Origin of the sequence: Vreelandella janggokensis (assembly GCF_031451615.1) — a bacterium.
Classification (GTDB): domain Bacteria; phylum Pseudomonadota; class Gammaproteobacteria; order Pseudomonadales; family Halomonadaceae; genus Vreelandella; species Vreelandella janggokensis.
Window position 1 is genome coordinate 158031 of the sequence record NZ_JARWAJ010000005.1, and the last position, 12836, is coordinate 170866.

Here is a 12836-nt window from a genome sequence, read left to right on the forward strand (position 1 = left end):
CCAGAAAACGCCGAATTTAAAAAACGCTGATGCTAAAAGCGCCGATCTTAAAAACGGTAGTGCGAGAAGGCCTTGTTGGCTTCTGCCATACGATGCACGTCTTCGCGCTTCTTGACGGCAGAACCCTTGCCTTCAGCGGCATCCAGCATTTCGCCTGCAAGACGCTGAACCATCGTTTTCTCACCGCGACGACGCGCCGCGTCAACCAGCCAGCGCATGGCGAGCGCTTGGCGACGTGACGGACGAACTTCAACCGGCACCTGATAAGTCGCACCACCGACACGGCGCGACTTTACCTCGACCATAGGCTGGATAGCTTCCAGCGCCTTGTCGAAGATCTCCAGCGGCTCTTCTTTACTACGCTCGGCAACCTTGTCCAACGCACCATAAACGATGCGCTCAGCTATGGACTTCTTGCCGCTGAACATCAGGTGGTTCATGAACTTCGCCAGGCGCTCACTTCCGAACTTGGGATCCGGCAGGATTTCGCGCTTAGCTACAACTCTTCTTCTAGGCATGATAAGCCCTCAATTTAAGGATCCTTCAGGTAAACTCGGAACTCACACAAGCGATTTCGCGAAGTGCCGCCCGACCTTACTCTTATCAGACCATCATATGCGTGATAAACATCTCGTACGGACGCCGCTTACGCGACGCAGCACCGAATTAGGACTTCGGACGCTTGGTACCGTACTTGGAACGACCCTGCTTCCGATTCTGTACGCCAGAGGTGTCAAGGGCGCCGCGAACGGTGTGATAACGCACACCGGGCAAGTCCTTCACACGACCGCCACGAATCAGCACAACAGAGTGCTCCTGGAGGTTGTGACCTTCACCACCGATATAGGAAGCCACTTCGAAGCCGTTGGTAAGGCGCACACGGCAAACCTTACGCAGGGCCGAGTTGGGCTTCTTCGGGGTGGTGGTGTAAACGCGCGTACATACGCCGCGCTTTTGCGGACAAGCCTGAAGCGCGGGCACGTCACTCTTGGTGACGGGGCGCTTACGCGGCTTGCGCACTAGCTGATTAATCGTTGCCATGGTGTTTAGCTGACTCCAATGGTTGCCTGGCCTTCCAGCGGATGCGGGCGCACCCACCCCACTGTTAAAGGCTGCGCATTCTAAAGGCTGACCCTAGCCGACGTCAAGTCCTGCCGGTCGCTAAACCGACAGGACCATGATGCCAAAGGGTCAGGTCTCAATGTTAGAGCTCGTCGTCGGAATCCAATGCGGTCAACTGAGCTCCCAGCTCCTGCTCTACCTCGGTCGCCGAGGGATTGTACAGGCGCTCGACGTCTTCGCGTTTGCGGCGACGTTCCGCGTGGTGAGTCAGACCGGTACCTGCCGGAATCAGACGACCCACTACGACGTTTTCTTTCAGGCCGCGCAGATAATCGCGCTTGCCGGTTACCGCTGCTTCGGTCAATACACGGGTCGTTTCCTGGAACGATGCCGCCGAAATGAACGATTCGGTCGCCAGACTGGCCTTGGTGATACCCAGCAACAAGCGCTGATACTTGGCGGGGAATTTGCCTTCCTTCTCAAGTACTGCGTTCTGCTCCAGCACCCGCACTAGCTCTGCCTGATCGCCAGTGATGAAGTCAGAATCGCCAGAGTCGGTGATTTCCACCTTGCGCAGCATCTGACGCACAATCACTTCGATGTGCTTGTCGTCGATACCGACGCCCTGCAGGCGGTAAACATCCTGAACTTCGGCGGCGATGTACTTGGCAAGCTCGGCGACGCCCAGCAGACGCAGGATATCGTGAGGATTGCTCGGCCCGTCGGAAATCACCTCGCCTTTCTCGACGGTCTCGCCCTCAAACACGGCAATCTGGCGCCACTTGGGAATCAGCGCTTCAAACGGATCACCGGATTCCGGCGTGATCGTGAGACGACGCTTGCCTTTGGTCTCTTTACCGAAGCTGACCACACCGCTGATCTCGGCCAGGATTGAGGGTTCTTTCGGCTTACGCGCTTCGAACAAGTCAGCCACGCGTGGCAGACCACCGGTGATGTCCTTGTTACCGGACGCCTCGACCGGAATACGGGCAACCACTTCACCCACACCGATCGCCGCACCGTCATCAACGGAAATAATCGATTTACCCGGCAGCAGGTATTGCACTGGGGTATTCGCCCCGGAGACCGAAACGTACTCGCCAGCGGTATCCTTGAGCATGACCATCGGGCGCTTGTCACGACCGGCCATGGGACGTGCAGCAGCTTCGATAACCTCGATGGACGACAGGCCCGTCATCTCGTCGACGGTACGGTGCATGGTGACACCCTCGTCGAGATCGATGAACTGCGCCTTACCTTCCACTTCGGCAACGATCGGGTGAGTGTGCGGATCCCACTTGGCGACCGTTGCACCGGCATCGACGACATCGCCGTCACGCACGGAAAGCTCTGCACCGTAGGGTAGCTTGTAGTACTCACGCTCGCGACCATGATCGTCAGCAACGGCCAGGGCGCTGGAGCGGGATACCACGACCAGCTTGCCGTCGGCACGCTCAACGTGCTTGATGTTGTGCAGGCGCACCTTGCCGCCGTGCTTGACCTGGACGCTGTCCACTGCCGATGTCCGCGAAGCCGCACCACCGATGTGGAAGGTCCGCATGGTCAGCTGGGTACCCGGTTCACCGATGGACTGAGCGGCGATGACGCCGACAGATTCACCGATGTTGACCTGATGACCGCGAGCCAGGTCACGACCGTAGCAGGCAGAGCACACGCCATGCGGCGTATCACAGGTAATCGTCGAACGAACGATAATTTCGTCAACGCCCATGGTGTCCAGCGACGCGCACCATTTTTCATCGAGCAGCGTACCGCGCGGGATAAGGACTTCATCCGTTCCAGGATCGACTACGTCCTGAGCTACCACTCGACCCAACACACGCTGGGACAACGGTACGATGATGTCGCCGCCTTCGATGATCGGGTGCAACGTCAGGCCGTTTTCGGTACCGCAATCGGACTCGGTAATCACCAGATCCTGTGCGACATCGACCAGACGACGAGTCAGGTAACCGGAGTTGGCCGTCTTCAGGGCCGTATCCGCGAGACCTTTCCGCGCGCCGTGGGTCGAGATGAAGTACTGCAGTACGTTCAGGCCTTCACGGAAATTGGCGACGATCGGTGTTTCGATGATCGAGCCGTCCGGCTTGGCCATCAGACCACGCATACCCGCCAGCTGGCGGATCTGGGCGGCGGAGCCACGTGCGCCGGAGTCGGCCATGATGAAGACGCTGTTGAACGAATCCTGTTCGACTTCGTTGCCATCGCGATCAACCACCGTCTCTTTCGAGATACCGGTCATCATCGCCTTGGCGACTTTGTCATTGGCCTTGGACCAGATGTCGATAACCTTGTTGTACTTCTCGCCCGCTGTTACCAGGCCAGAAGAGAACTGGTCTTCGATTTCCTTAACTTCCGCCTCGGCAGCGTCGACAATTTCTGTCTTCGCTTCGGGAATGACAAAGTCGTTGACGCCGATAGAGGCCCCGGACATCGTCGCCAGACGGAAGCCGGTATACATCAACTGGTCAGCGAAGATGACGGTCGGCTTGAGGCCGGCGCGACGGTACACTTCATTGATCAGGCTGGAGATCGCCTTTTTCTTCATCGGCTGATCGATCAGCTCGAACGGCACCCCTTCCGGCAGGATGCGGAACAGCAGTGCCCGACCCACCGTGGTGTCGTAGATACGGCGGTGATGAGAACGATCCCCGGTCTCTTCGTCAACATCCACTTCGTCCAGGCGCACTTTCACCCGCGCGTGCAGCGATACCGTCTGGGTACCGAAGGCGCGCTCGACCTCATCGAGGCCGGAAAAGATCATGCCTTCGCCTTTATCGTTGATTCTTTCCCGGGTCATGTAGTAAAGACCCAGAACAACGTCCTGCGACGGCACAATGATCGGCTCGCCGTTGGCGGGCGACAGCACGTTGTTGGTCGCCATCATCAATGCACGGGCTTCGAGTTGGGCTTCCAGGGTCAGCGGTACGTGTACCGCCATCTGGTCACCATCAAAGTCGGCATTGTAGGCAGCACACACCAGCGGGTGCAGTTGGATGGCCTTACCTTCGATCAGCAGCGGTTCAAACGCCTGGATACCCAGACGGTGCAGCGTCGGTGCGCGGTTAAGCATGACCGGATGCTCGCGGATAACGTCGGCGAGGATATCCCACACTTCCGGCAGCTCGCGCTCGACCATCTTCTTGGCCGCTTTGATCGTTGACGCGTAGTCAAGCGACTGAAGCTTGGAGTAGATAAACGGCTTGAACAGCTCCAATGCCATCTTCTTGGGCAGACCGCACTGGTGCAGACGCAGCGTCGGACCCACGGTAATCACCGAACGGCCCGAGTAGTCGACGCGCTTACCCAGCAGGTTCTGGCGGAAACGGCCTTGCTTGCCTTTGATCATGTCGGCGAGCGATTTCAGCGGACGCTTGTTGGTACCGGTAATCGCACGGCCGCGGCGGCCGTTATCCAACAATGCATCGACCGCTTCCTGGAGCATGCGCTTCTCGTTGCGCACGATGATGTCCGGCGCATTGAGATCGAGCAGCCGCTTGAGGCGGTTGTTACGGTTGATCACTCGACGGTAAAGGTCGTTGAGATCCGAGGTCGCGAAGCGGCCACCGTCGAGCGGCACCAACGGACGCAAGTCCGGCGGCAGCACGGGCAGCACTTCCATGACCATCCACGCCGGCGCGTTGCCGGAGTGGTAGAAGGCTTCCAGCAACTTCAGACGCTTGGAGAGCTTCTTGATCTTGGTTTCAGAGTTGGTCTGCGGAATTTCTTCGCGCAGATGATTGATCTCTTCTTCCAGATCGATGTCCTTGAGCAGCTCCTGGACGGCTTCGGCACCCATACGGGCATCGAAATCGTCGCCGAACTCTTCCAGCGCTTCGAAATACTGCTCGTCGTTCAGCAGCTGACCGCGCTCCAGCGTGGTCATGCCCGGATCGATGACGACAAAGCTTTCAAAGTACAGCACGCGCTCGATATCACGCAGTGTCATATCGAGGAACATGCCGATGCGCGACGGCAGTGATTTCAGGAACCAGATGTGAGCCACCGGGGAGGCGAGCTCAATGTGCCCCATACGCTCACGACGCACGGCGGCCTTGGTCACTTCAACACCGCACTTCTCGCAGATAATACCGCGGTGCTTCATGCGCTTATACTTGCCGCACAGACACTCGTAGTCCTTGACCGGGCCGAAGATCTTGGCACAGAACAGACCATCCCGCTCCGGCTTGAAGGTCCGGTAGTTGATGGTCTCGGGCTTCTTCACCTCGCCGAAAGACCAGGAGCGAATCATGTCCGGCGACGCCAGGGTAATCTTGATCGCGTCAAACTCTTCGGACTGAGATTGCGATTTGAGTACTTTCACCAAATCTTTCATGGGACGGCTCCTAGCTCTCTAACTCGATATCGATGCCCAGCGAGCGGATTTCCTTCACGAGTACGTTGAAGGATTCCGGCATGCCTGCCTGCATGGTGTGGTCGCCATCCACGATGTTCTTATACATCTTGGTGCGTCCTTCGACGTCGTCCGATTTGACGGTGAGCATCTCTTGCAGCGTGTAGGCCGCGCCATAAGCTTCCAGCGCCCACACTTCCATCTCACCAAAGCGCTGACCACCGAACTGCGCTTTACCGCCCAGCGGCTGCTGGGTGACGAGCGAGTAAGAACCGGTAGAACGCGCATGCATCTTATCGTCGACCAAGTGGTTCAGCTTGAGCATGTACATGTAGCCAACGGTAACAGGGCGGTCAAAGGCATCACCGCTACGTCCGTCGTACAATGTCATCTGACCCGACTCGGGAATGTCCGCCAGCTTGAGCAGGTGCTTGATTTCGTGCTCTTGAGCACCGTCAAACACCGGCGTTGCCATGGGCACGCCCGCCTTGAGGTTTTTCGCCAGCGCAATGACTTCGTCATCACTCAGCGAATCGATGTCTTCGACCCGCGTGCCTGGCGTGTTGTATACCTGCCCCAGGAAGTCGCGGATCTCGGCCACTTGCTGTTCACGGGCATCGCGCAACATGGCTTCGATCTTGACGCCTAGACCACGCGCCGCCATGCCCAGGTGGGTTTCGAGAATCTGACCCACGTTCATCCGCGACGGTACACCCAAGGGGTTCAGCACTACGTCAACCGGCTCGCCTTGCTCGTCGAACGGCATGTCTTCGATGGGCATGATCGCCGAGATAACACCCTTGTTACCGTGGCGGCCAGCCATCTTGTCGCCCGGCTGAATGCGGCGCTTGACGGCCATGTAAACCTTGACGATCTTGAGCACGCCCGGTGCAAGATCATCGCCCTGGGTCAGCTTGCGCTTCTTGTCTTCAAAGCGCTCGTCCATTTCTTTGCGGCGATTTTCCAACTGCTCATCGGCCTGGGCCAGCAGCTCGTTAACGCTCTCATCCTGCATGCGTAACTTGAACCACTGCTGACGAGGCAGCTCGTCAAGGTACGCCGCATCAAGGGTATCGCCTTTCTTGAGGTTCGGGCCACCGTTAACCACCTGGCCTTCCAGGGTCCGCTTGAGACGCTCGAAGGTTGCGTCTTCAGCGATACGATAGGTTTCCTGCAGGTCCTTGCGTACCTCATCCAGCTGCATTTGCTCGATCGCAAGCGCCCTGGAGTCTTTCTCGACGCCGTCACGGGTAAACACCTGAACGTCGATAACGGTGCCTTTCATGCCTGTGGGGGCACGTAGCGAGGTGTCTTTTACGTCAGACGCTTTCTCGCCGAAGATGGCACGTAGCAGCTTTTCTTCCGGCGTCAGCTGGGTTTCGCCTTTGGGCGTTACCTTACCGACCAGGATGTCGCCCGGGCCCACTTCGGCACCAATGTAGACAACACCGGCATCGTCCAGCTTGCCAAGCGCCGACTCACCGACGTTGGGGATATCCGACGTAATCTCTTCCGGGCCCAACTTGGTGTCGCGCGATACGCTGGTCAGTTCCTGGATGTGAATGGTGGTGAAACGGTCTTCTTGGGCCGCCCGCTCGGAAAGCAGGATGGAATCCTCGAAGTTGTAGCCGTTCCAGGGCATGAAAGCGATGCGCATGTTCTGACCCAGCGCCAGATCGCCCATGTCCACCGACGGGCCGTCGGCGAGGATATCGCCACGCGCCACGTCGTCACCAGGCCGCACGATGGGGCGCTGGTTCATGCAGGTATTCTGGTTCGAGCGGGTGTACTTGGTCAGGTTGTAGATATCGACCCCGGCTTCCCCGCCGATGATCTCGTCTTCATTGACCCTTACTACCACACGACGTGCATCAACGGAATCAATCACCCCGCCACGACGAGCTACGGCACAGACACCGGAGTCACGGGCAACGAAGCGCTCCATGCCGGTACCCACCAGTGGCTTCTCGGCACGCAGTGTAGGCACCGCCTGACGCTGCATGTTGGAACCCATCAAGGCACGGTTGGCATCATCGTGCTCAAGGAACGGAATCAATGCCGCTGCCACCGATACCACCTGGCGCGGCGAGACATCCATCAGCGTGACCTGCTCAGGGCGCATGAAGGTGGTTTCGCCCTTGTGACGGGCCTGCACCAGATCGTCGCTCAGCTTGCCGGACTCATCCACGGCCGCTGATGCCTGGGCAATAACATAGTCACCTTCTTCGATTGCCGAGAGGTGAACAATATCGTCGGTCAACTGACGGTTCACTACCTTGCGATAAGGCGTTTCCAGGAAACCGTAGCTGTTGGTGTGGCTGTAGGTGGCCAGCGAGTTGATCAGGCCGATATTCGGGCCTTCCGGCGTTTCGATCGGGCACAGGCGACCATAGTGCGTGGCGTGTACGTCGCGCACTTCGAAGCCGGCACGCTCACGGGTCAAACCACCCGGGCCGAGCGCTGAAACACGGCGCTTGTGAGTCACCTCGGAAAGCGGGTTGTTCTGGTCCATGAACTGCGAAAGCTGGCTAGAGCCAAAGAACTCTTTCACCGCCGCTGCCACCGGCTTGGCGTTGATCAGGTCTTGCGGCATCAGGCCTTCACTTTCCGCCATGGAAAGACGCTCTTTCACCGCGCGCTCAACGCGCACCAGACCGACACGGAACTGGTTTTCGGCCATTTCGCCAACGCAGCGAATACGGCGGTTACCCAGGTGATCGATATCGTCAACGTCGCCAAAGCCGTTGCGGATGTTGATCAGCTCACGAAGGACGTCGAGGATGTCTTTACGATCCAGGATGCCGGAACCGGTATCGCCTTCGTTGCGTAAGCGACGATTGAACTTCATGCGACCCACGCCCGACAGGTCGTAGCGGTCCTCAGTGAAGAACAGATTGTGGAACAGCGTCTCGGCGGCTTCCTTGGTAGGCGGCTCACCGGGGCGCATCATGCGGTAGATTTCCACCAGCGCTTCCAACTGCGACCCTGTAGTGTCCAGTTTCAGCGTGTCGGAAATAAACGAACCACAGTCCAGGTCGTTGGTATACAGCGTTTCAATCCGCTTGATACCGCCCTTGGCCATGGCTTCCAGCACGTCCGGGGTAATTTCGGTATTACACGGGCAGATCAGCTCGCCAGTCTTGCTGTCGATCTGGTCCTTGGCCAGGGTTTTGCCGAACAGGTACTCCATCGGCACATCCAGGCGCTCAAGCCCGGCTTTTTCGAGCTGGCGGATATGCTTCTGGGTAATCCGGCGACCTTCTTCAACGATGGTCTCTCCGTTGCCATCCTTGATATCGAAGGTGGCCGTTTCGCCGCGCAGACGCGACGGCACCAGTTCCACTGAAAAACCAGACTTTTCAACGTGGAAAACGCTGGTTTCAAAGAATTCGTCGAGAATCTCTTCCGCACTCATGCCCAGCGCACGCATCAACACCGTGGCCGGCAGTTTACGGCGGCGGTCAATACGCACAAAGACGTTGTCTTTGGGATCGAATTCGAAGTCCAGCCAGGAACCACGGTAAGGAATCACTCGGGCGGAATAGAGCAACTTACCGGATGAGTGACTCTTGCCTTTGTCGTGATCGAAGAAAACACCGGGTGAGCGGTGGAGCTGGGACACAATGACCCGCTCGGTACCGTTGATCACAAAGGTACCGTTCTCCGTCATCAGGGGGATTTCCCCCATGTAGACTTCTTGCTCTTTGATATCTTTGATTGCTTTATTCGAGGAATCGCGATCATAAATGATCAAGCGAACCTTGACGCGCAGCGGTGCGGAATACGTGACTCCGCGCAGCTGGCACTCCTTAACATCGAACGCCGGCGTACCGAACCGGTAGCTGACATACTCAAGCGCCGCATTACCGGAGAAGCTCTCAATCGGAAACACGGACTTGAACGCCGCGTGCAGGCCGATCTCGTGCCGCTCGTCGGGCGAACGATCTTGCTGGAGGAAGTCGTAATAGGAATCAAGCTGGATGGCCAGCAAGTAAGGCACATCCATCACTTGTGGCAGTTTGCCGAAATCCTTGCGGATGCGTTTTTTCTCAGTATATGAGTAAGCCATCTGTATTCCCCAGCTTGTTCACCATGGGTGACCGATGCGTGGTCATCTGCCCTGCGGCCGTGTCAGACGCGAACAGCAAGCTCCTGATCGGGTAGCTCGCCGTCGAAAATCTTGATCGATAACAGTCTTGCGATAACCGTACTACAACGATTCTGCTTCACCGTTCAGTTACAACAGAAAAAGGCCGGCAGCGGGAGTTCCCGCCGCCAGCCGTGGAAGCTTACGCAGCGCGTAAAGCCATCGGCACAAGAATTACTTGAGCTCGACGCTTGCGCCCGCTTCTTCCAGCTTCGTCTTAGCTGTTTCAGCGTCTTCCTTGGCCATGCCTTCTTTGATGGTCGCCGGTGCGCCGTCAACGGCACCCTTAGCTTCCTTAAGGCCAAGACCGGTGATCTCACGTACCGCTTTGATGACGTTAACTTTCTTGTCACCAGCAGAGGTCAGCACCAGGTCAAATTCGGTCTGCTCTTCTTCAACAGCCGCTTCGCCGCCACCAGGGCCAGCCACAACAGCTGCCGCGGCAGTAACGCCGAATTTTTCTTCCATTGCTTCGATCAGCTCGACAACTTCCATGACGGACATGTCGGCTACAGCATTGATGATATCGTCTTTGGTCAGTGCCATTGTTTCATTCCTAACTTTGCGGGAGTCTCGGTTTGCCGACGACTCGGGATTCATTGCTCGGTTCAAGCAGCCTCAGGTTGCGCAGAAAAAGCGTTTAAGCCGCTTCTTCTTTCTGGTCGCGCAGGGCAGCCAGTGTGCGAACCAGCTTGCCAGCGGAGGCTTCTTTCATTACCGACATCAGCTTGGCAATTGCTTCATCGTAAGTCGGCAGGGTTGCCAGACGGTCGATGTCAGCAGCCGGAATCAGCTCACCTTCGTAGGCCAGCGCTTTGACTTCGAAGTCTTTGTCGTCTTTGGCAAACTCTTTGAACAAACGAGCGGCAGCGCCCGGATGATCAGTCGAGAAGGCCAACAGAGTTGGACCCACGAAGCTCTCGGTCAGGCATTCCCACTGGGTGCCTTCGAGGGCGCGACGCGCCAGGGTGTTGCGGACAACACGCAGCTGGACGCCATTCTCACGTGCCTGCTTACGCAGATCGGTCATCTTGCTGACCGTCACACCGCGAGAATCGGCAACTACGACGGAGAGTGCGTCCTTGGCCGCTTCACTGACCTCGGCAACAATCGCTTTCTTGCCTTCAAGTGCTAGTGGCACAGTGATCACTCCTTCGTGCCGAAACCTGTTATAAGTCTCGGTGGTTACCATCTCTTCCAGGTGATCAGTCGATCAACGCTGGAAGCCTTAGGGATGGTGCTCACCAGAAAGCGGTTAGCTAAAAAGCGTTACCAACTGGCGGCCACACCATCTGCGCAGGCGCTTTGAGCAATTAAGCCACACTTTTCAGCATCTACTGCATACATCCAAAGTGCGGCACCTGCGGTCTTTGACGGTGCCCCGGCATGACCGAGGGACCGCAAAGTTATTGCTCGGTTGTTGCTAAAACCTCACGAACACCCGCTTACACGTAAGCAGAATGATCGATAGTCAAACCCGGGCCCATGGTAGTAGACAGGGTGACTTTCTTAAAGTAGATACCTTTCGACGTACTCGGCTTGAGACGCTTCAGGTCAGCGACAAGCGCTTCAACGTTGCCGTTGATAGACGCCGCATCGAAGTCCACTTTACCAACTGTCGTGTGGATGATGCCGTTCTTGTCGGTACGGAAGCGCACCTGACCCGCCTTGGCATTTTTAACCGCCGTCGCCACATCGGGCGTAACGGTGCCAACTTTCGGGTTAGGCATCAGGCCGCGCGGCCCCAGAATCTGACCCAGCTGACCAACAACGCGCATGGCGTCCGGAGAGGCGATAACGACGTCAAAATCCATCACGCCTTTCTTGACCTGTTCGGCCAGATCGTCCATACCCACAATGTCGGCGCCTGCTTCTTTAGCGGCATCGGCATTGGCACCCTGGGTAAAGACCGCAACACGCACATCTTTACCGGTGCCGTTAGGCATGACAGTAGCGCCACGCACTACCTGATCTGATTTACGCGGGTCAACACCCAGGTTGATCGCCACGTCGACAGATTCCTTGAACTTGACCGTCGACAGCTCGGAGAGAAGAGCGACAGCTTCTTCAAGGGAATAGACCTTGTTGGTGTCGACCTTTTCACGAATCTGCTTGGCACGCTTGGTAAGTTTCGCCATGATTAGAGACCCTCCACGTTGAGGCCCATGCTACGGGCACTACCCGCGATGGTGCGGACCGCTGCGTCCATGTCAGCCGCTGTCAAATCCGGCTCTTTGGTTGTGGCGATCTCTTCAAGCTGCTCGCGTGTCACCGTGCCGACCTTCTTCTTGTTCGGCTCGCCTGAACCCGACTTGATGCCGGCTGCTTTCTTCAGCAGCACAGCCGCCGGCGGCGTCTTGGTGATAAACGAGAAGCTGCGGTCAGAGTAGACCGTAATCACGACAGGCGTCGGCAGACCAGGCTCGATATCCTGAGTCTCTGCGTTGAACGCCTTACAGAATTCCATGATGTTCACGCCGTGCTGACCCAGTGCCGGGCCGACGGGCGGACTTGGATTGGCTTTACCTGCAGCAACCTGCAGCTTGATGTAAGCCTGCACTTTCTTGGCCATCGTTTTACTCCAGTTGGGTGATAACGCCTTTCGGCTCCCCGGTAACAGCCAGATGACGACATCGTCACCTGACACGAATCAAATCAAAACATGGCGCAGCACGAACGCCTGACGGGACACACCCGCCAGGGTATCGACTGCTATTCTTTCTCTACCTGCGCGAACTCGAGCTCGACAGGCGTTGCACGCCCGAAGATCAGCACACTGACCTGCAGACGACTCTTCTCGTAATTGACTTCTTCCACAACGCCGTTGAAATCAGCAAAGGGACCGTCAACCACACGAACAGACTGGCCCGGTTCAAACATGTGCTTGGGCCGCGGCCTGTCGGTGCCGTCTTTGACACGACGCAGAATGGCATCAGCCTCCCGCGTGGTAATGGGCGCTGGCTTTTCCTTGGTACCGCCAATAAACCCCATTACACGGGGCGTTTCGTTTACCAGGTGCCAGGTATCGTCGGCCATTTCCATTTCGACAAGCACATAGCCGGGGTAGAACTTGCGCTCGCTCTTGCGACGCTTGCCGTCACGCATTTCAACGACTTCTTCAGTCGGCACCAGAATCTCGCCAAAACGATCTTCCACGCCGTACATCTTGACGCGCTCAATCAAGGAGCGCATCACGTGCTTCTCAAAGCCGGAATAGGCGTGAACGACGTACCAACGTTTGGACATGCAAGC

At 57.2% G+C, this 12836-nt stretch carries 9 protein-coding genes; all 9 read right to left on the reverse strand.

Annotated elements, in window-relative coordinates; translation table 11 throughout:
• Positions 1-47: 47 nt before the first annotated feature.
• The 9 genes from rpsG to nusG all read right to left on the reverse strand — a co-directional run bounded on the left by rpsG (position 48) and on the right by nusG (position 12830).
• Positions 48-518 (reverse strand): 30S ribosomal protein S7, encoded by a 471-nt coding sequence (rpsG, locus tag QC816_RS14500; protein ID WP_027337504.1) that lies wholly within the window; start codon positions 516-518, stop codon positions 48-50.
• Between the two features lie 148 nt (positions 519-666).
• Positions 667-1041 (reverse strand): 30S ribosomal protein S12, encoded by a 375-nt coding sequence (rpsL, locus tag QC816_RS14505; protein WP_066318585.1) that lies wholly within the window; start codon positions 1039-1041, stop codon positions 667-669.
• 163 nt (positions 1042-1204) lie between these two features.
• Positions 1205-5419, reverse strand: coding sequence for a DNA-directed RNA polymerase subunit beta' (gene rpoC, locus QC816_RS14510; RefSeq protein WP_085917612.1), 4215 nt, complete (start codon positions 5417-5419; stop codon positions 1205-1207).
• Between the two features lie 10 nt (positions 5420-5429).
• On the reverse strand, positions 5430-9506 hold the full coding sequence (gene rpoB / locus QC816_RS14515; RefSeq protein WP_085917611.1) for a DNA-directed RNA polymerase subunit beta: 4077 nt from the start codon (positions 9504-9506) through the stop codon (positions 5430-5432).
• 252 nt (positions 9507-9758) lie between these two features.
• Positions 9759-10130: a 50S ribosomal protein L7/L12 gene (gene rplL, locus QC816_RS14520; RefSeq protein ID WP_066318605.1), complete on the reverse strand. Its 372-nt coding sequence runs from the start codon at positions 10128-10130 to the stop codon at positions 9759-9761.
• A gap of 94 nt (positions 10131-10224) precedes the next feature.
• Positions 10225-10725 (reverse strand): 50S ribosomal protein L10, encoded by a 501-nt coding sequence (gene rplJ, locus QC816_RS14525; protein ID WP_066318608.1) that lies wholly within the window; start codon positions 10723-10725, stop codon positions 10225-10227.
• A gap of 304 nt (positions 10726-11029) precedes the next feature.
• The gene (rplA, locus tag QC816_RS14530) at positions 11030-11722 is read right to left on the reverse strand and encodes a 50S ribosomal protein L1 (protein WP_066318611.1); all 693 of its coding nucleotides are present in this window, start codon (positions 11720-11722) and stop codon (positions 11030-11032) included.
• Positions 11723-11724: 2 nt separating this feature from the next.
• A complete protein-coding gene (gene rplK / locus QC816_RS14535; RefSeq protein WP_085917609.1) occupies positions 11725-12156 on the reverse strand; it encodes a 50S ribosomal protein L11 in 432 nt (143 codons plus the stop codon).
• Positions 12157-12296: 140 nt separating this feature from the next.
• A complete protein-coding gene (gene nusG / locus QC816_RS14540; RefSeq protein WP_066318615.1) occupies positions 12297-12830 on the reverse strand; it encodes a transcription termination/antitermination protein NusG in 534 nt (177 codons plus the stop codon).
• Between the last annotated feature and the right edge of the window lie 6 nt (positions 12831-12836).

Excerpts from the sequence above, each read along its gene's own strand:
- rplA (WP_066318611.1), bottom strand. The coding sequence starts at position 11,722 with ATGGCGAAACTTACCAAGCGTGCCAAGCAGATTCGTGAAAAGGTCGAC.
- nusG (WP_066318615.1), bottom strand. The coding sequence starts at position 12,830 with ATGTCCAAACGTTGGTACGTCGTTCACGCCTATTCCGGCTTTGAGAAG.
- rpoC (WP_085917612.1), bottom strand. The coding sequence starts at position 5,419 with ATGAAAGATTTGGTGAAAGTACTCAAATCGCAATCTCAGTCCGAAGAG.
- rpsL (WP_066318585.1), bottom strand. The coding sequence starts at position 1,041 with ATGGCAACGATTAATCAGCTAGTGCGCAAGCCGCGTAAGCGCCCCGTC.
- rplK (WP_085917609.1), bottom strand. The coding sequence starts at position 12,156 with ATGGCCAAGAAAGTGCAGGCTTACATCAAGCTGCAGGTTGCTGCAGGT.
- rpsG (WP_027337504.1), bottom strand. The coding sequence starts at position 518 with ATGCCTAGAAGAAGAGTTGTAGCTAAGCGCGAAATCCTGCCGGATCCC.
- rpoB (WP_085917611.1), bottom strand. The coding sequence starts at position 9,506 with ATGGCTTACTCATATACTGAGAAAAAACGCATCCGCAAGGATTTCGGC.
- rplL (WP_066318605.1), bottom strand. The coding sequence starts at position 10,130 with ATGGCACTGACCAAAGACGATATCATCAATGCTGTAGCCGACATGTCC.